Origin of the sequence: Cronobacter universalis NCTC 9529 (assembly GCF_001277175.1) — a bacterium.
GTDB classification, from domain to species: Bacteria; Pseudomonadota; Gammaproteobacteria; order Enterobacterales; family Enterobacteriaceae; genus Cronobacter; species Cronobacter universalis.
This window is the reverse complement of record NZ_CP012257.1, coordinates 1,904,322-1,924,206: the sequence shown is the minus strand read 5'-3', so window position 1 is coordinate 1,924,206 and position 19,885 is coordinate 1,904,322. Positions and strand designations below refer to the sequence as shown.

The 19,885-nt window shown below is 61.6% G+C and carries 19 protein-coding genes; 3 read left to right on the top strand and 16 right to left on the bottom strand.

Features of this window, described 5'->3' with window-relative positions; translation table 11 throughout:
• The first annotated feature begins 78 nt into the window (after positions 1–78).
• The gene (locus AFK65_RS08780; protein WP_007697034.1) at positions 79–915 is read left to right on the top strand and encodes an MBL fold metallo-hydrolase; all 837 of its coding nucleotides are present in this window, start codon (positions 79–81) and stop codon (positions 913–915) included.
• 28 nt (positions 916–943) lie between these two features.
• Here the strand turns inward: AFK65_RS08780 and AFK65_RS08775 are convergent, their stop codons facing one another.
• Complete coding sequence (locus AFK65_RS08775) at positions 944–1,354, bottom strand: GFA family protein (protein ID WP_007697031.1); 411 nt, start codon at positions 1,352–1,354, stop codon at positions 944–946.
• A gap of 316 nt (positions 1,355–1,670) precedes the next feature.
• Between AFK65_RS08775 and iraP the strand changes: the two genes are divergently transcribed.
• Complete coding sequence (gene iraP, locus AFK65_RS08770; RefSeq protein ID WP_007697030.1) at positions 1,671–2,015, top strand: anti-adapter protein IraP; 345 nt, start codon at positions 1,671–1,673, stop codon at positions 2,013–2,015.
• Between the two features lie 43 nt (positions 2,016–2,058).
• Here the strand turns inward: iraP and AFK65_RS08765 are convergent, their stop codons facing one another.
• The 3 genes from AFK65_RS08765 to AFK65_RS08755 form a co-directional block, all read right to left on the bottom strand.
• A complete protein-coding gene (locus tag AFK65_RS08765) occupies positions 2,059–2,277 on the bottom strand; it encodes a hypothetical protein (protein ID WP_012124949.1) in 219 nt (72 codons plus the stop codon).
• 74 nt (positions 2,278–2,351) lie between these two features.
• Positions 2,352–2,603: a hypothetical protein gene (locus AFK65_RS08760; RefSeq protein WP_007696993.1), complete on the bottom strand. Its 252-nt coding sequence runs from the start codon at positions 2,601–2,603 to the stop codon at positions 2,352–2,354.
• A gap of 492 nt (positions 2,604–3,095) precedes the next feature.
• Positions 3,096–4,487, bottom strand: a complete 1,392-nt coding sequence (locus AFK65_RS08755) for an MFS transporter (RefSeq protein WP_038857537.1) — start codon at positions 4,485–4,487, stop codon at positions 3,096–3,098.
• Between the two features lie 124 nt (positions 4,488–4,611).
• Between AFK65_RS08755 and AFK65_RS08750 the strand changes: the two genes are divergently transcribed.
• Positions 4,612–5,523 (top strand): LysR family transcriptional regulator, encoded by a 912-nt coding sequence (locus tag AFK65_RS08750; protein ID WP_038857314.1) that lies wholly within the window; start codon positions 4,612–4,614, stop codon positions 5,521–5,523.
• A 40-nt stretch (positions 5,524–5,563) separates the two neighbouring features.
• On the opposite strand, the gene fdhF (AFK65_RS08745) is transcribed toward AFK65_RS08750, so the two are convergent.
• The 12 genes from fdhF (AFK65_RS08745) to AFK65_RS08675 all read right to left on the bottom strand — a co-directional run bounded on the left by fdhF (AFK65_RS08745) (position 5,564) and on the right by AFK65_RS08675 (position 19,884).
• On the bottom strand, positions 5,564–7,711 hold the full coding sequence (gene fdhF / locus AFK65_RS08745; protein ID WP_081639382.1) for a formate dehydrogenase subunit alpha: 2,148 nt from the start codon (positions 7,709–7,711) through the stop codon (positions 5,564–5,566).
• A 157-nt stretch (positions 7,712–7,868) separates the two neighbouring features.
• The gene (locus tag AFK65_RS08735) at positions 7,869–8,891 is read right to left on the bottom strand and encodes a HoxN/HupN/NixA family nickel/cobalt transporter (RefSeq protein WP_038857318.1); all 1,023 of its coding nucleotides are present in this window, start codon (positions 8,889–8,891) and stop codon (positions 7,869–7,871) included.
• The gene (gene hypF / locus AFK65_RS08730) at positions 8,885–11,131 is read right to left on the bottom strand and encodes a carbamoyltransferase HypF (RefSeq protein ID WP_038857320.1); all 2,247 of its coding nucleotides are present in this window, start codon (positions 11,129–11,131) and stop codon (positions 8,885–8,887) included. Before hypF ends, AFK65_RS08735 begins: the two co-directional genes overlap by 7 nt.
• A 44-nt stretch (positions 11,132–11,175) precedes the next feature.
• Positions 11,176–13,326, bottom strand: coding sequence for a formate dehydrogenase subunit alpha (gene fdhF / locus AFK65_RS08725; protein WP_038857321.1), 2,151 nt, complete (start codon positions 13,324–13,326; stop codon positions 11,176–11,178).
• Between the two features lie 34 nt (positions 13,327–13,360).
• Positions 13,361–13,906 carry an electron transport protein HydN gene (gene hydN, locus AFK65_RS08720; protein WP_007696973.1) on the bottom strand — a complete coding sequence of 182 codons (546 nt, stop codon included), beginning with the start codon at positions 13,904–13,906 and terminating at the stop codon, positions 13,361–13,363.
• A gap of 204 nt (positions 13,907–14,110) precedes the next feature.
• The gene (gene glgS, locus AFK65_RS08710; protein WP_007696971.1) at positions 14,111–14,332 is read right to left on the bottom strand and encodes a cell surface composition regulator GlgS; all 222 of its coding nucleotides are present in this window, start codon (positions 14,330–14,332) and stop codon (positions 14,111–14,113) included.
• Between the two features lie 547 nt (positions 14,333–14,879).
• Positions 14,880–15,353, bottom strand: coding sequence for a hydrogenase maturation peptidase HycI (hycI, locus tag AFK65_RS08700; protein WP_007696968.1), 474 nt, complete (start codon positions 15,351–15,353; stop codon positions 14,880–14,882).
• Positions 15,346–15,753: a formate hydrogenlyase maturation HycH family protein gene (locus AFK65_RS08695; protein ID WP_007696965.1), complete on the bottom strand. Its 408-nt coding sequence runs from the start codon at positions 15,751–15,753 to the stop codon at positions 15,346–15,348. The genes hycI and AFK65_RS08695 overlap by 8 nt, the downstream gene beginning before the upstream one ends.
• A complete protein-coding gene (locus AFK65_RS08690; RefSeq protein WP_038857325.1) occupies positions 15,750–16,517 on the bottom strand; it encodes an NADH-quinone oxidoreductase subunit B family protein in 768 nt (255 codons plus the stop codon). The genes AFK65_RS08695 and AFK65_RS08690 overlap by 4 nt, the downstream gene beginning before the upstream one ends.
• Positions 16,514–17,056 (bottom strand): formate hydrogenlyase complex iron-sulfur subunit, encoded by a 543-nt coding sequence (locus AFK65_RS08685; RefSeq protein WP_007696959.1) that lies wholly within the window; start codon positions 17,054–17,056, stop codon positions 16,514–16,516. Before AFK65_RS08685 ends, AFK65_RS08690 begins: the two co-directional genes overlap by 4 nt.
• 176 nt (positions 17,057–17,232) lie before the next feature.
• Positions 17,233–18,942: a formate hydrogenlyase subunit HycE gene (gene hycE, locus AFK65_RS08680; RefSeq protein ID WP_038857328.1), complete on the bottom strand. Its 1,710-nt coding sequence runs from the start codon at positions 18,940–18,942 to the stop codon at positions 17,233–17,235.
• Positions 18,943–18,957: 15 nt separating this feature from the next.
• Complete coding sequence (locus AFK65_RS08675) at positions 18,958–19,884, bottom strand: respiratory chain complex I subunit 1 family protein (protein ID WP_038857330.1); 927 nt, start codon at positions 19,882–19,884, stop codon at positions 18,958–18,960.
• Position 19,885: the final 1 nt, after the last annotated feature.

Genomic DNA, 19,885 nt, shown 5'->3' with positions numbered 1-19,885 from the left:
GTATCGCTTCAGAAGGCGATGCGCAGCCGTTAGCATGATGAAAAATCAACTGATTGCGCGTATTTACCGGAGGTTCGCATGGAAGGTCATACATTTTCGTCACGCCAGGTTGGCGATTATCAGGTTACGGCGCTTTTCGACGGCGCGATGGCCGTGGGGTTTGAGTTGCTTGCGGGCATCGATGCGGCCGCCGCCGGTGAAATACAGAGCAGCCACGGCGTTACGCCGCACGCCACGATAGATATCAGCAGTTATCTTATCCGTGGGCACGGCCGCGTCATGCTGGTTGACGCCGGAACCGGCGGCAGGAATAACGCCGGGGGAGGATTATCGGCTGCCCTGCGCGCGTCCGGCGTCGCGCCTGAGGATATCGACACCGTGTTCCTGACGCACGGCCACCCGGATCATCTCGGCGGCCTGCTGCGCGAAGACGGCGAACCCGCTTACCCGCATGCCGCCCTCTGCCTGCACCCTGCGGAGGCGGCCTTCTGGCAGGACGAGGCGCGGTTGCTGGCGGCGAATGAACGCACGCAGCGCAATATCCTGCTGGCGCGCCGCACGCTTGAGCGTTACGCGCCGCGCCTGCGTTTTACGGATGACGCTGACATCGCGCCGGGCGTGCGCCCTGTCCCGCTGCCGGGCCATACGCCGGGCCATACCGGTTTACGGATCGATTCATGCGCAGAGAGTCTGCTTATCTGGGGCGATATCGTGCACTACCCGTTTATCCAGACGGCGCATCCCTCGGTGACTATCGCGTTTGATAACGACCCGGCGCAGGCTGAAATCACGCGCCAGACGGTGCTGGCGCAGGCCGCCCGCGAAAGGTTGCTGATTGCCGGGATGCACACCGGCCGCCAGGGTTTTGCGTATGTGCAGCAGGCAGGCGACGGTTATCGCCTGATACCGGCGTGACGGCACCGCTGTTTTCGGGCGCAGGCCGTCACTTTTCTGCAGGCGTATAGCGTAAATAGCCAGCCACCCCGCCACCGCCGTCGTTCGGATGATGGATGCCTTCCGTGACTTTGATTTCAGGAAAATCAAATGGCGAAACGCCTTCAAGGCAAGCCACATTCACGCCATATTGATCCGGGTTTGAACGCCGCTGGTGAAAAGTATAAATGCCGCACACCGAACAGAAATAGTGCGCTGCCTGGCGGGTATTAAAACGGTACTCCGTGAGTTTTTCCTTACCCTCCAGCACCGTAATACCGGTAAGCGGCGCCGACACCGTAATGGCGCCGCGCATCCGACAATAAGAACAGTTGCAACGTCGGGCGGTATTCAGCCCGTCCGTTAATTCCACGGTAAATTTTACCGTGCCGCAGTGACACTGGCCGTTCATTTTTTTCATGATGTACGTCTCCTCGCCAATAACGTTTCTTTTCAGATGCGCTCGCCGGCATGGCGTTACGCGCTATTTATTGTGAGATTACGCCCGCGCTTTTACATGTGAATATGCAGACAGACGGGCCCATTATCGTATATATAATAGGTACCCTCTCTCTTTTAATGACATCATTTAACAACTTTCTCTGAACCACACCTGCGCGCCAGGCACAGGCCGTTGCGTTCAGCATTCTTGCGGCGCGTTGCGCTGATTTAAGACTACACAACATTGCCCGTGCCCGCCCCGCTGATATGCTGGACGGGCAAAAGGAGGAAGTGCCATGAATAATGTGATTTACAGCATGATTGCTAAAATCTCGAAAATGGATGCAGAAGCGAAAATTCTCACGGCCCAGGTAGAAGCGCAGGCATTGCTGTTAAGCGCCATGCTGATGACCATCGGGAAAAACGGCGGAATGGATGAAATGATTGAGGGCGTTAAAAAAGCCATCAATGCGGCGCTGGATGCGGAAGATAACGCGTTTAAATCGGATACTGAAATATTACTCAACCAGTTTAACGAGCTGTTATCGATTGCCTGTGTGCTGGATAACGAGAAGCCGGAACTGGATATTGAAGCCTTGCGTAAACTCTCATCCTCTCTCACCAGCGATAAGCAATTCTGACCGAGAATAACCGCTACGGGGGCCAGGCCCCCGTAGCGAAGAATTAATAAAACTGTCGGATCGCGTTTTCGGTTTCCTGATCGCTCACCAGCCCGGAAAACCGCGCTACCAGATAGGTCTCCCCGTCGAGCTTATAACTTTCAATCGGCAACTCAAGCGTGGCGCCCTTTTCTCCGCTGATCCGCATGACCTGCAGCTCATCATCCACAGCCACATGCTCAACCTGTCCGCCTGGCAAAATTGTCACGACATTCTTTGGCATACGTTAGCCCTCTGGTGTGATTAAAAATCGACCTTAACACAGGCAGCGCGGGCGCGCCTGATTTTATAACCCGCTTAGTAACGCGGGAATGGGGCGGGTTTCGGCTGCCAGCGCGCGACGGCCGCCTTAATATCGTCGCCATAAGGCTCCAGGTCTGCGGTGCCGGTCAGATACGCCACGCCGTCGTCCGAAAGCCAGACGGTGATAAAAAAGGTAATGGCACCCTCACCCGTTTCGCGGGAGGGTTGCGTCAACGTCCTGGCGCCTTCTGCCACTTCGGCCAGTTCGCCAGCCCATCCATGGCCGAATAACATCACGTCAAGCATAAGCATCCTTAAAGAAAGATCAGATGAGGCACGCGATGTGCCACGGCGTTACCGGTCGTTTGATAGCGCCAGAAATGGTGCTTACGGGAATAACGTTTCTGCGATCGCGTAAAAAGAAAAGGTCACGCCGGAGCGCGACCTTTGGAAAGGTTTACCTTGCTTAAGTATCAGGCTCGTGTGCCACCCTGACGGGTGAAGCACGGTGGGTAAACAGGCGCTGTAGCTGGTGTTGGCTGGGTGTACAGCCCCTCAAACCACCCTATCATGAGATCGGAATTACCAATAGAAAATTAACAATCAATTGCCAATAGCGATTAATGTAGCGTAATTTGCGTTTCTCCGGCACGAAGTAGCGAAAATGACACGCAGGCAGACGAATTGATCGGTTTACTGGTTTTTTATGCCGCCATACCCCGTTCGGTTAAAAAATTATCCGACAAAACCAACCAGAAACACGCTTTCATTTCGCAATATAAACCAGAAAGCAGTGGATTACGCCGTCCGCCTTTTGTCTAACCGGCTAAGGCTAAACGCCAGCGCCAGCAGCGAGGCGGCGGCGGCAATCCATAACGCAAGACGCACCCCGGCAGCGCCGGCGACGCCACTGGCCGCAGGCGATCCAAGCGTGAGGATCACGCCCACCAGCGCTGCGCCCAGGCACTGGCCGAAGGTGCGCATAATCGCCAGTACGCCGGAGGCATAGCCGCTGTGCTCGCGGGGCGCGCCGGCCAGCATCTCGCGATTATTTGGGCTCTGAAAGCAGCCAAAACCAATGCCGCACAGCAATCCGCGCAGGCTGATATCCCAGGCGGCGGCGTGCGCAGGCAGGAGCGCCAGCGCCACCAAGCCCGCCACAAAAAGCGCCAGACCTGCGGTGGCGATAGCCGAGGGCGCGTAGCGGTCAGCCAACCGCCCGGCGTGCGGGGCCACCAGAATGATCCCTACCGGCCAGGCGGTAAAGAGCAGCGCGGCGTGCAGCGCGCTAAAGCCGTACACGCTCTGGAACAGAAACGGCAGCGCCACGAAGGTCATCCCCTGGCTCACAAACGACGCCAGCGAGGTCAGCGCCGCGAGCGTAAACCGCGCGTTGGCAAAAAGCTGTGGCGGTAACAGCGGCTCTGGCGCGCGCGGTAGCCGCCAGGCCAGCAGCAGGCCCGCCGCCAGCGCCAGCGCGCCGAAGCCTGTCAGCGCCTTAAGCGACAGCGCGTCTGACGCCATCACCGCCGCGCCCAGCATCAGCGCCGAGAGCAGCGCGCCCGGCACGTCAAACGGCCCGCGCGCGGGCTGCTTCTCATCCGGTAAGGTGCGCAGCGCGAGAAACAGCGCCAGCGCGCCCGGCGCGATATTAATCGCAAACAGCCACGGCCAGCCGAGCGTGGCGAGGAGCGCCCCGCCCAGCACCGGCGCGATGGCCGTGCTGGTGGCGATAAGCAGCGCGTTCATGCCGAGAATGCGCCCGAGCAGCCGGTTCGGGAACACGGTGCGCAAAATAGCCGGCGCAATGCTGAGCGTCGCCGCCCCGCCCACGCCCTGTAACAGACGCATTGCGACCAGCCAGGGGAGCGACGGCGCGAGCGCGCAGCCGAGTGAGGCGAGCGTAAACAGCCCGACGCCTGCGGCAAACAGCGTGCGAAAGCCGAGCCGCCCGGCCAGCGCGGCGAAAATCGCCAGCGTCATGGCCGCCGAGAGCAGATAGCCGTTCGCCACCCAGACGGTCTGCGCCGCCGTCGCATTCAGGGCATGGGCCATCTCCGGCAGCGCGATATTCACCATCGCGCCATCAAAAACCGCCATCGTGGTACTGGTCATCACCGCGATCATCGCCAGCGCGCGCTCGCGCCCCGGCAGCCCTTCATCGCCGGGCAGGTCAGTAAATAACGTCATGGTCACTCCGAAAATGTGTGCTTGCGTTCACTCTACTTTCCGGCGATACATAGCGGAAGACGCAACGATTGCACTATAAACCTGCATGAAACGCCATCTGTCATCATGCGCCCGGAGCCTGACGATGAATGACCCGGATTTAAATCTGCTTTTTGCGCTGGATGTCCTGCTCGCCGAGAAAAGCGTGGCTGCGGCGGCGCGTCGCCTGAACTTAAGCGCGTCGGCGATGAGCCGCACGCTGAGCCGTCTGCGCGAGGCCACCGGCGATCCGCTGCTGGTACGCGCCGGCCGCCAGATGGTGCTCACGCCCTACGCCGACTCTCTTCGCGAACGCACCCAGGGCGCGGTGCTCGCCGCGCGCGCCGTGCTGCGCCCCGCGCCGCAGGCGTTTGATATCGTCAGCCACCAGCAGACCTTTACCCTGCGCGCCAATGACGGTTTTGTGGAGGCGTTCGGCCCGGCGCTGATTGCCGCGGCCGCCCGGTGCGCGCCCGGCGTACGCCTGCGCTTTGCGCCAAAGCCGGTAAAAAGCGACCGGCCGCTGCGTGAAGGCGAAGCGGATCTGGAAATAGGCGTGCCGGGTGAAATGGGGCCGGAGATCAAACAGCAACGGCTCTTCCGCGACCGCTTCGTGGGCGTGGTGAGAAGCGGCCATCCGCTCGCGGGCCGCGACGTGACGCCTGAAGATTACACCGCGTGGAGCCATGTGGCGGCGTCGCGGCGCGGCGTCTTTACCGGGCCGGTCGATGACGCGCTCGCACAACACGGGGTTACGCGGCATATCGCCGCCGTGGTGCCGGGGTTCCCGGCGGCGCTCGCCGTCGCGCGCGGCACCGATCTGGTGGCGCTGGTGCCCGCCTCGTTTCTGATTAATCTGCCGGGCGACACCGGGCTTACGTGGTTTGAATTGCCTGTGGCGACCCGGCCTATTACCGTGTCGCAGATGTGGCACCCACGTCTCGATGCCGATCCGGCGCACCGCTGGCTGCGCCAGTTTGTCCTGGCCGAATGCCGCGCGCGGATGCCGGAAGGCTGAATGCCGGGCAAAAAAATCCCCCTGCCGGGGGATTCGTTATTTAACCCTGCGCGGACTCCCGCAGCCGGGTTTTCAGGGCGTTGTACTCGTCAATCACATACTGCTCGGCGGCTCGCTGATCGGCTATCGGCTCAACCCGCACGGCGCAGTACTTATACTCCGGCGTTTTCGTGATCGGGCTTAAGTTCTCCGCCACCAGCTCGTTACAGGCGCCGATCCACCACTGGTACGTCATGTAGACCGCCCCTCTGTTCGGCCTGTCGCTCACCTGCGCGCGGGTAATGACTTTGCCTTTGCGCGACACCACCCACACCAGCGCCTCGTCTTCAATGCCGAGGCGTTTTGCGTCGGCGCTGTTGATTTGCGCGTAACCCGGCTCATCCGCCAGCGCCGCCAGCGCGGCGCAGTTGCCGGTCATTGAGCGGCAGGAGTAGTGCCCCACTTCGCGCACCGTGGAGAGCACCAGCGGATACTCCTCGTTCACCCGGTCAAGCGGCGGCGCCCAGTCACAGGTGAAGAACTGCCCGAGCCCGTTCGGCGTGGAGAACTCCTTCTCAAACAGGTAATCGGTGCCCTGATCGGCCTCTGATTCATCGCGACACGGCCACTGAATGTAGCCGAGCTCACCCATTTTTTCATAAGTGGCGCCATAAAAATCGGGGCACAGCGCGCGCAGCTCATCCCAGATCTGTTTGGTGTTGTCGTAATGCATCGGATAGCCCATCCGGGTGGCGATCTCGCTGATTATCTGCCAGTCGGTTTTCAGATCCCACTTCGGCTCCACCGCTTTAAAGAAGCGCTGGAAGCCGCGGTCCGCCGCCGTATAGACCCCTTCATGCTCGCCCCAGGAGGTGGAAGGCAAAATCACGTCCGCCGCCGAGGCGGTTTTGGTCATGAAGATGTCCTGCACAATCACCAGTTCCAGCGTTTCAAACGCCTGGCGCACCGCCGAGAGTTCAGCATCGGTTTGCAGCGGATCTTCGCCCATGATGTAGGCGGCGCGCACTTCGCCATGCGCCGCGCGGTGCGGCAACTCGCTAATGCGATAGCCGGTATGCGCAGGCAGCGACGCCACGCCCCAGGCTTTGGCGAACTTCTCGCGGTGTTCCGGGAATTTCACGTACTGGTAGCCCGGATAGGTATCCGGCAACGCGCCCATGTCGCACGCGCCCTGTACGTTATTCTGCCCGCGCACCGGGTTAACGCCCGCGCTCGGCTTGCCAAGATTACCCGTCAGCAGCGCGAGGCTGGTGAGTGAACGCACCGTCTCGACGCCCTGATAAAACTGCGTTACGCCCATGCCCCAGAGGATCGCCGCACGTTCCGCGCGGGCGTACATCCGCGCCGCTTCGCGGATCTCACTGGCGCTGACGCCGGTGATGGCTTCCACCGACTCCGGCGTATAGCTCTCGACGATTTTGCGATACTCTTCAAAGCCTTCAGTACGCGCCGATACAAAGGCGTGGTCCCAGAGATCTTCTTCGATAATCACGTGCCCCATCGCGTTCAACAGCGCGATGTTGGAGCCGTTTTTCAGCGCCAGATGCATATCCGCAATCCGCGCGGTTTCGATTTTCCGCGGATCGCAGACGATAATTTTCGCCCCGTTTTTCTTCGCTTTGATCACGCGATTGGCGACGATCGGATGCGAATCCGCCGGGTTGTACCCAAATACAAAGACTAAATCGGTATTTTCAATGCCAGTGATGGAGTTGCTCATGGCGCCGTTACCGACCGACTGGTGCAGACCTGCAACCGAGGGGCCGTGTCAGACGCGCGCGCAGCAATCGACGTTATTGGTGCCGATCGCCGCGCGGGCAAATTTTTGCATCACATAGTTGGTTTCGTTGCCGGTGCCGCGCGAGGAGCCGGTGGTCATGATGGCGTCCGGGCCATATTTGGCTTTAATGTCGCCGAGGCGCTGCGCCACATAGTCCAGCGCCTCCTCCCAGGAGACCGCTTCCAGCCGGCCGCCGCGCTCACGGCGAATCATTGGCGTTTTCAGGCGCGGAGTGAGGATCTGGGTATCATTGATAAAATCCCAGCCGTAATAGCCCTTCAGGCATAAATCGCCCTGATTGGTTTTCCCCATTGCCGCTTCCGCCTTAACGACCTTGCCGTTATCGACGATCAGGTTGATTTTGCAACCCGACGCGCAATAGGGGCAAACCGTAACGACTTTTTTCATCGGTCATGCTCCAGAGTTAACTGCGTAAATAGTGGAGCGGATAATGCAGAAAGCGTGCCAGCTGCCGGAAAGCGCGCCGCATGCGGGTTGGAGAGGAAAATACGTGTCGAGGGCGCGCCTGTCGTCAAAAGTGACGTGACGAAAGGCGCGTTGCGGCTCAGCGCGCAGGCAGCGCGTCGTAGCCTTTCAGGCGGTAGTTCAGAATCGACAGCGCCCAGCAGGCGATGAACAGACCGACCACGATAAACCCGGCGTCGCCAAGATTATCGTTCACGCCGGCCACCCAATCCCAGAGGCCGCCGGAAAGACCGAATTTATCCATCAGCAGCCCCAGCGCCTCCAGCCCGCCGATAAAGAGCGCCACCACCACCGACGTGCCGGTAATGGTCATATTGTAATAGAGCTTGCGCTGCGGCTTGCTGAAGGCCCAGCCATACGCGCCCACCATCACCAGGTTGTCGAGCGTGTCGATAAGCGCCATACCGCTGGTAAAGAGCGCCGGGAAGACCAGAATCGACCAGACCGACATGCCGTTTGACGCGCCCGCCGCCGAGATGCCCAGCACGCCAATCTCAGTCGCGGTGTCAAAGCCGAGCCCAAAAAGAAAACCAACCAGATACATATGCCAGCTTTTGCTCACCAGCCGGAAGGTCGCGCGAAACAGCCAGCTCATCGGCCCGCCTGCAGTCAGGGCGTCTGCGCCATCATTCAGCGGCTCGCCGCGTTTCAGCCTGCTGAAGCTGCGCCAGATACCGCGCAGGATAACGAGATTCACCAGCGCCATCGCCAGCAGAAACGCCGCCGAGACAGTGGTGCCAATCACCCCGCCTACGTCGTGAAACCAGGCCATCTCGTCTTTTACCGCCGCGGCGGTCGCGGCAATGGCGACGGACGCCAGCACCACGATGCTGGAGTGGCCTAGCGAAAACCACGCCCCGACGCCACACGGGCGTTTACCCTGCTGCATCATTTTGCGCGTGACGTTATCGATGGCGGCGATATGGTCGGCGTCCACCGCGTGGCGCAGCCCGTAACCCCAGGCCAGCAGGCTCGCGGCCATCAGCGCGGGAGTGTCGTGAAAGGCATAAAACGCCCAGATCCAGGCGGCCAGATTGGCAAGGCCGAGCGCGGCCACCAGGGCCAGCGCGCGGGGCGGGTGATTACGCAATTGAGTCAGCATGACGTCGTTCCTGTAAGTGATGAAAACGCGGCGGCGGCAATCGCCGCCTGGCCGAACGCCACCGCGCCGTCGCCCGCGGGCAACGCTTGCGGCAGCAGCAGCCGGAAATCGTGAAGGTAAAACGCGAGTCGTTCGCGCAGAAGCTGGTTATGCAGCACCCCGCCGCCGCAGGCGATGGTGTGGATGCCGCGCGCGCTGGCGTGACGGCGCGCAAGCGCCGCCAGCCCGCAGGCAAGCGCGTCGTGAAAGGCCCAGGCGCGGGCACCCGCTGATGCGTCAAATGCCAGCAGACTGGCCCAGAAGGCGGGCATGTCAAACGCATCGCCATTAAGTGACAACGTCACTGAATGCGACACTGGCCCGTGACGCATTGCCAGCGCTTCCAGGCGGCAGGCCGCCTCGCCTTCATAGCTTTGCGTCTCAGGCGCCACGCCAAGCATTGCCGCCACGGCGTCAAATAACCGCCCCATCGATGACGCGAGCGGCGCATTAATGCCGCGCGCCATCGCGCGCGTGAGCGGCACCCAGGGTTTATCAAGGAGAGCGGCGGCCTGCGGGAGCGTTTGCCACTGCGGCACAAACGCCTGCCAGTGCGCCAGCCAGTTACGCCACGGCTGACGCGCCGCGAGGTCACCGCCCGGCAGCGCCACGGCAGGCAGGCCGCCGAGCCGCTCGCAGCGTGCGTAATCCACCAGCAAACACTCGCCGCCCCACAGCGCGCCGCCCTCGCCCATGCCGATGCCGTCGAGCGCCAGCGCAACGACAGCGCCGCCGTCGCGCGGCCAGCGGTGCTCGGCAAGGCACGCGGCAATGTGCGCATGGTGATGCAGAACGCGTTTCACCGGCAGCCCCATCGCCTCGCCAAGCGCGCGGCTGTGGTACCCCGTATGCGCATCCACCACTACCTGCCGCGGGTGAAAATCGTAAATGTCGCGAAACAGCGCCAGCGCCGTGCGCCACTGCGCTTCGGTCTGCGGATTGCTGAGATCGCCGAGATGCTGGCTCAACACCGCCTCGCCGCCGCGCGCGAGGCAAAAGGTATTTTTAAGATCCGCCCCGAGGCAGAGCGTGGCGGGGATATCGGTAAAGCCCGGCGGCAGCGGGATGGCGTCCGGCACAAAGCCGCGCGCCCGGCGCAGCATCTCGCCGCCGGGGCGCATCACCGAATCATCCATCCGTTGCAGGATCTCGCGGTTATGCAGCAAAAAGCCGTCGGCAATCTCACTAAGCTGCGAGAGCGCCTGCGCGCTGGTGAGCGCGGGCGGCTCGCCGCTGCGGTTGCCGGACGTCATCACCAGCGGACGCCCGACGCCCTGCATCAGCAGGTGTTGGAGCGGGTTCGCGGGCAGCATCACGCCGGTTTCGTTAAGCCCTGGCGCGATGGCCTCGCACAGCGGCGGCAGGTGCGCGTTATTCACCAGCACAATCGGGGCGGCGGGCGTGGTCAGTTGCGCGCGGGCGTCATCCGGCAGCCCTTCGGCATGCGCCAGCATCACCGCCATCGGTTTGGCCGGGCGATGCTTACGCTCGCGCAGGCGCGCCACGGCGTCAGCATTTTGCGCGTCGCAGGCGAGATGAAACCCGCCGATGCCTTTAATGGCGACAATCTGGCCTGCGTTAAGCGCGGCGATGGCGGCCTCAAGCGCCGCCTCTTTTTGTGCCCTCTGTTCACCTCTCGCCCAGCTCAGCTGCGGGCCACACGTCGGGCAGGCCACGGGCTGCGCGTGAAAGCGCCGGTCGGCCGGATCGCGGTATTGCGCGTCGCACGGCGCGCAGAGCGGAAAGCCCGCCATCGCGGTGTTGGGGCGGTCGTAAGGCATCGCGCGGATAATGGTGAAGCGCGGGCCGCAGTGGGTGCAGTTGATAAACGGGTAGCGCCAGCGCGGGTCTGCGGGATCGTTGAGTTCGCGCAGGCATTGCGGGCAGGTGGCGGCGTCCGGGGTGATTTGCGTGCGCATCGCCCCGCCGCCGCTCTCGCGAATGGAAAACGCGTCGGGCGGCTGCGGCCAACGATACGGCGCGGCGCTGACGCTGTCGATACGGGCGAGCGGCGGGCAGTGCTGCCACAGCGCGGCGATAAACGCCCCTTCGCCGCCAGTGAGACGCACTTCCACCCCCGCGCCGTCGTTGCAGACATCGCCGGTAAGCGCTAACCGCTGCGCCAGTTGCCAGACGAAGGGGCGAAAGCCCACCCCCTGCACCCGGCCCTGAATGCGTAAAATCGTACCGTTAAGATTCATCGTCTCGTTGAAAACGCGCGGGCGCGAGGCCCGCGCAGGCTGAGCTATACCGCGGCGGCGTCGCGCAGGCGCGCCTTCATGCTGGTATAGGTGGTCTGGACATAGGCTTCGGCCTCGCGCTGATCGGCGATAGCCTCGACATTCACCGCACAATATTTGGTTTCCGGCGTTTTGGAGACCGGGTCGAGATTATCCTGGGTGAGCTCGTTGCACGCGCCGATCCACCACTGGTAGGTCATGTAGACCGCGCCGGGGTTGATGCGCTCGCTGACATCGGCGCGGCTGATCACCCGCCCGCGACGGGAGTTCACCCACACCAGCTGGCCGTCCCGCACGCCGAGGCGTTCCGCGTCCTGTGGGTGCATCTGCACGCGGCCCGGCTCGTCGGCGAGCGTTTGCAGCGCCGCGCAGTTGCCGGTCATCGAGCGGCAGGAGTAGTGCCCCACTTCGCGCACGGTACAGAGCACCAGCGGGTAGTCGGCGTCCGGCTGTTCCGCCGGGGCGCGCCACGGGGCGGCGAAAAGCTGGCCTTTGCCGGTCGGCGTGTCGAAGTGATTCCCGGCGTAGAGGTACGGCGTGCCGGGGTGATCCAGCGTCGGGCATGGCCACTGCACATGTCCCATATCGCCCATTTTCTGGTACGTCACGCCGTAAAAGAGCGGGCAGAGCTCGCGCATTTCGTCCCAGATCTGCTGGTTATTGTCGTAATGCATCGGGTAGCCCATCGCGGTGGCGATAAGGCTGATGATTTCCCAGTCGCGTTTGACGTTATATTTAGGTTCCACCGCCGCCTCGAAGCGCTGGAAGCCGCGGTCGGCGCAGGTAAAGATGCCGCCATGTTCTCCCCAGGAGGTGGCGGGCAGCAGAACGTCCGCCACTTCGGCGGTTTTGGTCATAAAGATGTCCTGCACCACCACGAAATCGAGCGCGTCGAAGCCCTGACGGACCAGGCCGAGATCGGCTTCGGTCTGGAGCGGATCTTCGCCCATGATGTAGTAGGCTTTGACTTTGCCTTCGAGCGCCAGGTGCGGCACCTCAGTGATGCGCACGCCGATTTTGTCGTCCATCACGGCCGGATCGATGCCCCAGGCGCGCGCGAATTTTTCCCGCACCGCCGCGTCTTCGACATCCTGATAGCCGGGGAACTGGTTCGGCAGCACGCCCATGTCACACGCGCCCTGCACGTTATTCTGGCCGCGCACCGGGCCGACGCCGACATGCTCGCGCCCGAGATTACCAGTGAGCAGCGCTAGGCTTGAGAGGCCTTTAACGACATCCACCGCCTGACCGAACTGCGTCACGCCCATGCCCCACATAATGGTGGCGGACGGCGCGGCGGCGAACGTACGCATCGCCTGGCGGATCTGCTGCGCGCTGACGCCGGTGAGATGCTCGACCGCTTCCGGCGCGTAATCTTTTACCGTCTCGCGGTAGGCATCCAGCCCTTCGGTGTAGCGCGCCACATACTCTTTGTCATAGAGCGCTTCTTCGAGCAGCACGTAGCCAAAGGCGTTGACCAGCGCCATGTTGCAGCCGTTATTGATTTGCAGATGCTGATCGGCGATACGCGCGGTTTCGATTTTGCGCGGGTCGCAGACAATCACCTTCGCGCCGTTTTCTTTGGCTTTCAGCACGCGACGCGCCACAATCGGGTGCGAATCGGCGCAGTTATAGCCAAACACCAGCAAACATTTGGAGTTTTCAATATCGCCGATGGAGTTACTCATCGCGCCGTTGCCGAGCGTCTGCTGCAGCCCCGCCACCGACGGACCGTGACAGACGCGCGCGCAGCAGTCGACATTATTGGTGTTGAGCACCGCGCGGGCGAATTTCTGCATCACGTAGTTGGTTTCGTTGCCAGTGCCGCGCGAAGAGCCGGTGGTCATGATGGCGCGCGGGCCGTACTGCTTTTTGATGGCCGAGAGGCGCTCTGCGGTGTAGCGAATGGCTTCATCCCAGGAGACCGCCTGAAGCGCGCCGCCTTTCTGGTAGCGGATCATCGGCTGGGTGAGGCGCGGCGTCAGAAGCTGGGTATCGTTAAGGAAATCCCAGCCGTAATAGCCTTTCAGGCAGAGCTGGTTCTGGTTGGTGACGCCTTCGGCGGCCTCGGCGCGAACGATTTTGTTGTTGTCCACAACGAGCTTGAGTTTGCAACCCGCACCACAGTACGGACAGACGCTGGTGATTTTTTTCATCAGTAACAGACCTGTTAAAAGTGAAATCGGCGGCTTAAAAAGCCAGGGATGAGAGGCCATCGAGCGCGGCGCGGCGGCGGCGTTCGGCGCTGAGCGCTTCCAGGCGGTTACGATCGATGCAGACGATGGCGTTAGTCGGGCACGCCTCGATGCAGGCCGGGCCTTCGGCGCGGTGATGGCAGAGATCGCATTTGTTGGCTTCGGCTTTCTCGGCCAGCACGTTAAGGCCCGCGCCGCTGTTGCGTACCACCGGGCGCACCACGACTTCCATCGCGCCGTAAGGGCACGCCACGACGCAGGTTTTGCAGCCGATGCAGCGCTGTTGATGGACATGGACAAAATCGCCGTCGCGGCTGATAGCGCCGTTCGGGCAGACGCTGGCGCACGGCGCGTCTTCACACTGGCGGCACATGGTGGCGGTAGAGACATTCACGCCCTTGACGACATGAATGCGCGGCAGAAAGGTTTGCGGGGTAAGCGCGGCGCAGTCCTGGTTTTCCTGGTGCGACACCACGCACGCCACCTCGCAGGTGCGGCATCCTATACATTTACTTGAATCAGCAATGATGAAGCGGTTCATCATGATCTCCGGCTGTGGGTTGAACCCACTTGTTAATACACGATCCATGCCAGATTTTAATTTACTGATTTTAAATAGTTTTATTTTCGAGAGGTGTTTGACCGGAGGTGTCATCGACATTTATGACGATGAGAGTGACGGGTTTCAGGCAACAAAAAAGCGGGTCTGATTACCCGCTTCGTCGGTCGTACATTTTTTACGGCGTTACGCGCACAGCTCCGTTTCATTACGGGCGACGCTGAGATTGCGCGGCAGCCCTTGTTTACGGTAGTGATTGTAACGTTCACGGAACCAGGCGGACTGCGCCTCGCTCATATTGCCGGTGACGGCGTCGATATCGATACGGCGTCCTTCTCCGTTCATACGGGCAAAACTGCTCGCCAGAAAATCAAAGTTCTTGAACGAATAAATATCTTGTCTGTTCATCAGTTTCTCCCTCCACTCCATCAACTGTATACGATGCTGCACCGCGCTTTTTTTATTCAGAGGATTCCTGGTGGGCGGCAGGCGCTTTCGGAACGTTCCGGTAAGCGGGAGGCATTGATTTTTAACGGTTGAGGCGATGAATGAGGGAGATTAGTCCTGGGAAATTAAAGGTGGGTGCGCGATGCTTACCCACCCTACAAAAAACATTCTCAACGTAGGGCGGGTAAGCGAATGCGCACCCGCCATCCAGTTTTTGATATATCAGGTTGGTGAATTCGTTCCGTTCGCCACAATGTCATCTTTATATGAGCGCTTCCCTCACGCGAACGTGCAAAGGGGGCTCGCCGCCGCCCCCTTTGCAATCCCGGCTCCCGGCGGAAATCGGCCCTCAGGGGCCGATTTTCTTTAGCCGGAGCAAAACCATCCACCTTACCAACTAATTAACACTCGGGGCGGAAAAACGGTGGGTGCGCTTCGCTTACCCACCCTACGTGCGAACCATAATTGGTAGGGCGGGTAAGCGCGGCGCACCCGCCATCCCGCCTGGCTACACGCCTTCCTCCACTGCCAGCGCCGCAAACCCACCTTTGCCGGTCCATTGCGCCAGACGGTCATACACGGTGTCGACCGCGCGTTTCACCGGGTCGGTCATCGGGTAATAAAACCCCACAATGTCGGGCTGGATGCCGAGAAAAATCACCTCACCCACATCCTCGCGCAATTGATCCACCAGATAATTCAGCGGCATGTTATGGGTCGTCATCATAAACATCTCTGAAATATCATCCGGATCGATAATTCGGATCTCGCCAGAGTCGAGCCCCATCTCGGTGGCATCCACCAGCAACAACCGCTCGGGGCGCAACTCGCGGATGGCGCCAATATCGTTTTCCGGCGCGCTGCCGCCGTCCACCAGCACCCATTCGCCCTGCGGCGCGGCGCGGAATTTCTCGGCGAGCAGCGGCCCCGCGCCGTCGTCGCCCATCATGCTGTTTCCGACACACAATAAAACGTCAGTCACGATCCCTCCTTACCATCACATACACCGCCGGCTCCCGCTGGATGGCCTGAAGCAGCCCTAAAAGCTCGCGGCTCCACGCCTGCTGCTGCGCGTTCTGGCGCGGCAGCGCCTCGTCAAACGCCCGCGCCAGCCGCGAGACATGGTTCTGGTCGATAACAATCTCTCCGTAGCGCGGCACGCCCTGCATTTTGCGCTGCGCCTCGCCGGGCGCGAGGGTGGCGATCCACGCCTCGTATGCCTCAAACGGGCAGACCAGCGACGCCTTGAGGCAGTCGATCACGCCCAGATGATGGCCTATCGCCAGGCTGTAGTAGATAACCTGCTGCGCCTGCGGCGGGGTGTCATCGTTTTCATCGACGAACTTGCGCGACAGGCGGCTGAACACCACGGTTTCGCTCATCCGATGCGCTCCTGCGCCACCACCGCCTCAAGCTGCGCGACGATTTCGCTAAGCCGCGGATCGTTCTCCTGCGACAGCCACCCCGCCACGCTCTGCTCGCCTGCCGTCAGGTGGCGCAGATAGTCGTCGGCAATCTGGCGCCCGTAGCGATACCCCGCCAGGCGGCGCGCGGCGCGATCGACACGCACGCGCAGCGGCTGCACCATCTCCGGGTGCAGAATGGCGGCGGCCTGATTGTCCTCGTCGCCAGGCGCGCGGGCATGGATTTTCTGCTCCAGCAGGCCGAGCGCCATCGCAAAGCCGTAGAGCGTCGCGGCGGGCGTCGGCGGGCAGCCGGGGATATAAACATCTACCGGGACGATTTTGTCGGTGCCGCCCCAGACGCAGTAGAGATCGTGGAAAATGCCGCCGCTGTTGCCGCACGCGCCGTAAGAGATACAGATTTTCGGATCGGGCGCCGATTCCCAGGCGCGCAGCGCGGGCGAGCGCATGGCGCGGGTCACCGCGCCGGTAAACAGCAGAATATCGGCGTGACGCGGCGACGGCACGACTTTGATGCCGAAGCGCTCGGCGTCAAAGAGCGGCGAGAGCATGGCGAAAATTTCGATTTCGCAGCCGTTGCAGCCGCCGCAGTCGACGCGGTAAACATACGCCGAGCGCTTGATGTTTTTCAGTAGCGAGGTTTTCATGCGCGCGATGGATTCTTCCACCGTCACGGGCACCGGAATGTTGTTGTCATCGCGTGGGCCGAGCAGGTTCATCACACCGCCTCCTTCATTTCGCGGGTCAGATCGATAAGCTCCGAGGGCGCAAGGCCCTGCTGGCGTTTGCAGTCAGGACAGGTTTCAAAGCTCGCGCGATGGCGCTCGGCGCGCTCATCGCCGTTGTGCGCGAGCAGCGCTATCGCGTAATCCACCTCTTTTTGCACCGCGAACGGCTGCTGGCAGACGCGGCAGCGGCAGAGCGCGAAGCTCGCCTGCTGGAGAAAATCCTCTTTGCGCCAGACCGCCAGCTCATATTCGGCCGTCAGGCGAATGGCGGCCGTCGGGCAGACCTCTTCGCAGCGGCCGCAGAAGATGCAGCGGCCGAGATTGAACTGCCAGTCGAGGCGGTCGTGCTGAAGGTCGGTTTCGACCGTTAAGGCATTGGACGGGCAGGCGTTGATGCAGGCCGCGCAGCCGATACACTGCTGCGGATTGTGCTGCGGCTTGCCGCGAAAATTTTTATCGACCGGCATCGGTTGCAGCGGATAAGGCTGCGTCGCCACGCCGGTTTTTAAGGCTTTTTTGATAAAGGTAAACATGTTGTCTCCTGTCGCCTGCGCGACGGTTTTACCTGGCGGGTGCGCTGCCGCTTACCCGCCCTACGGTCACTTTGCGGCGGTTTTACCCGGCGGGTGCGCTACCGCTTACACGCCAGGATTAACAGGCGAGCCATCCCCCGTAGGGTGGGTAAGCGCAGCGCACCCACCGTGGCCGCCTATTTCAGCGGCGAGTTCTTGCGCTCAATGCTGTAGCGCTCCAGCTCTTTGTACGGCACCACCTGGCTTTTCTTCTTGCGCACGTCCACCACCGTCATACGGTCGGTGCAGGAGTAGCATGGGTCGAGACTGCCGATAATCAGCGGCGCGTCAGACACCGTATTGCCGCGCAGCATGTAGCGCAGAGTCGGCCAGTTGGCGTAAGTCGCCGCGCGGCAGCGCCAGCGGTAAAGCTTCTGGTTGTCGCCGGTCATGCTCCAGTGAATGTCATCGCCGCGCGGCGCTTCGGAAAACCCAAGCGCGAAGCGGTTCGGAATATAGGTAAACCCTTCCACCAGCAGCGGCCCGCCGGGCAGGTTATCCAGCCCGAAGTCAATCATATTGAGCGCGGTGAACACCTCGTTGATGCGCACTTTCAGGCGAGAGATAACGTCGCAACCCTGTTCGCTGTGCACTTCCATCGGCAGCAGGCCGTAACCCACAAACGGGTGATCGGCGCGGGTGTCGCGGGCGTGGCCGCTCGCGCGCACCATCGGCCCGACGTTACTGAAATCGCGGGCGATCTGCGGGTCGAGACGGCCAATGCCCGCCGTGCGCTGTTCGATATTCGGCGTGCTGAGCAGAATGCTCACCAGATCCTGCACCTCACGGCGCATCTGCTGGGCCAGCTGGCGGGTCTGCGTCATGTCGTCTTTCAGCAGATCGCGGCGAATGCCGCCAATCAGGTTCATGCCATAGGTTTTACGCGCGCCGGTCAGGATCTCCGCCATCTTCATGGACGTTTCACGCACGCGGAAAAACTGCATAAAGCCGGAGTCGAAGCCGACAAAGTGACACGCCAGGCCGAGGTTCAGCAGGTGGCTGTGCAGCCGCTCGACTTCCAGCAAAATCGCGCGGATCGCCTGCGCGCGTTCCGGCACCTGAATGCCCATCGCGTTTTCCACCGAGGTGGTGTAGGCCGTACTGTGGGCGAATCCGCAGATGCCGCAGACGCGGTCGGAGAGAAACGTCACTTCGTTGTAGCCCATGCGGGTTTCGGCGAGTTTTTCCATGCCGCGGTGGACGTAAAAGAGCCGGTAGTCGGCGTCGATGATGTTTTCGCCATCCACGAACAGCCGGAAGTGGCCCGGCTCGTCGGAGGTGACATGCAGCGGGCCGATGGGCACCACGTTATTTTTGGCATCGCCCAGTTCGTTGATGAACTCATAGGTCTCTTTATCGCTGGTCGGCGCCGGGCGCTGGCGGTAATCCATGCTGTCTTTGCGCAGCGGATAGAGGTCGTCCGGCCAGTCATCCGGCAGCACCAGGCGGCGCTCATCCGGCAGGCCGACCGGGACCAGACCATACATATCGCGCACTTCACGCTCGCCCCAGACGGCGGCGGGCACGCGCGGCGTTACGGACGGAAACTCCGGTTTATTCGCGTCCACCTCGACGCGCACCGTTATCCAGCACTTCACGCCCTGCTCCATCGAGAGCACGTAGTAGACCGCGTAGCTGCCGCAGAGCTTACGCTCGTCATTGCCGAACAGCACCGAGAGCCAGCCGCCCTGCTGGTAGTAAAGAAACTCCACCACTTCCGGCAGATAATTGATTTTCACCGTGACCGTCAGCTGGTCTTTGGTTTGCCAGGCTTCATCAAGCACCACGCCGGGAAACGCCTCATGCAGCGCGCGCAGATAGTGTTGCCCTGTTTTTTCTTCAGACATTGTTCAGTTCTCTAATCACGCCGCCAGCAAGGAGACGAAAGCTAAAAAGGCCAGGCCGAAACCGGTCCAGGTGACGCGCGAAACGGCGTTAAAACGCAAACGCGCCATGCTGTTTTCAAAGAGCGCGATGATAAGCACGCCTGCCAGCAGTTTGACGACGGCCAGCGCCAGGGCTATCGCCATGCCGCTCAGGCTGAAGGTCAGCATCTGGCCCCAGGGCACAAATACGCCGACGAACATCTGCAACACCACCAGCTGTTTGAGGCTTATGCCCCATTTCAGCAGCGCGAAGCCCGCGCCGCTGTACTCCGACAGCGGGCCTTCCTGTAACTCCTGCTCCGCTTCGGCGAGATCGAACGGCAGCTTGCCCATTTCAATAAACGTGGCGAAGGCGCAGGCGGCGAGCGCCAGCGCCAGCGTCAGGCTGTGCGCGACGGGCCAGTCACAGACGCGCGCGGCGATCTGGCTGATGTGCGTTGACCCCGCCACCGTCGCCGCGACCCACAGGCCGAGCAGCAGAATCGGCTCCACCAGCACGCCCAGCATCGCCTCGCGGCTTGCGCCGATCCCGGTGAACGGGCTGCCGGTATCCAGCCCGGCAATGGCGAAAAAGAAGCGCGCGATGGCGAAGAGATAAATCAGCGTGATGAGATCGCCCGCGCCCGGCAGCGGCGAGCGAACGGTCACGACCGGCAGCGCGGCGGCGATGGTGAACATCACCGCCAGCATGGCGTACGGCGTAAACCGGAACACCCAGCCGGACGCCGCGGGCGCGACGCTCTGGCGGCCCAGCAATTTCAGCAGATCGCGATACTCCTGAAGCACGCCGGGCCCGCGACGATTATGCAGACGCGCGCGCGCCACGCGGGTGACGCCCGCGAGCAGCGGCGAGCAGGCAAAGAGCGCCAGCGCCTGTAAAAGAGGGAAAATCAGGTTTTGCATC

Coding starts and splice junctions, on each gene's coding strand:
- AFK65_RS08780 (WP_007697034.1), top strand. CDS start 79: ATGGAAGGTCATACATTTTCGTCACGCCAGGTTGGCGATTATCAGGTT.
- AFK65_RS08775 (WP_007697031.1), bottom strand. CDS start 1,354: ATGAAAAAAATGAACGGCCAGTGTCACTGCGGCACGGTAAAATTTACC.
- iraP (WP_007697030.1), top strand. CDS start 1,671: ATGAATAATGTGATTTACAGCATGATTGCTAAAATCTCGAAAATGGAT.
- AFK65_RS08765 (WP_012124949.1), bottom strand. CDS start 2,277: ATGCCAAAGAATGTCGTGACAATTTTGCCAGGCGGACAGGTTGAGCAT.
- AFK65_RS08760 (WP_007696993.1), bottom strand. CDS start 2,603: ATGCTTGACGTGATGTTATTCGGCCATGGATGGGCTGGCGAACTGGCC.
- AFK65_RS08755 (WP_038857537.1), bottom strand. CDS start 4,487: ATGACGTTATTTACTGACCTGCCCGGCGATGAAGGGCTGCCGGGGCGC.
- AFK65_RS08750 (WP_038857314.1), top strand. CDS start 4,612: ATGAATGACCCGGATTTAAATCTGCTTTTTGCGCTGGATGTCCTGCTC.
- AFK65_RS08735 (WP_038857318.1), bottom strand. CDS start 8,891: ATGCTGACTCAATTGCGTAATCACCCGCCCCGCGCGCTGGCCCTGGTG.
- hypF (WP_038857320.1), bottom strand. CDS start 11,131: ATGAATCTTAACGGTACGATTTTACGCATTCAGGGCCGGGTGCAGGGG.
- fdhF (WP_038857321.1), bottom strand. CDS start 13,326: ATGAAAAAAATCACCAGCGTCTGTCCGTACTGTGGTGCGGGTTGCAAA.
- hydN (WP_007696973.1), bottom strand. CDS start 13,906: ATGAACCGCTTCATCATTGCTGATTCAAGTAAATGTATAGGATGCCGC.
- glgS (WP_007696971.1), bottom strand. CDS start 14,332: ATGAACAGACAAGATATTTATTCGTTCAAGAACTTTGATTTTCTGGCG.
- AFK65_RS08695 (WP_007696965.1), bottom strand. CDS start 15,753: ATGAGCGAAACCGTGGTGTTCAGCCGCCTGTCGCGCAAGTTCGTCGAT.
- AFK65_RS08685 (WP_007696959.1), bottom strand. CDS start 17,056: ATGTTTACCTTTATCAAAAAAGCCTTAAAAACCGGCGTGGCGACGCAG.
- hycE (WP_038857328.1), bottom strand. CDS start 18,942: ATGTCTGAAGAAAAAACAGGGCAACACTATCTGCGCGCGCTGCATGAG.
- AFK65_RS08675 (WP_038857330.1), bottom strand. CDS start 19,884: ATGCAAAACCTGATTTTCCCTCTTTTACAGGCGCTGGCGCTCTTTGCC.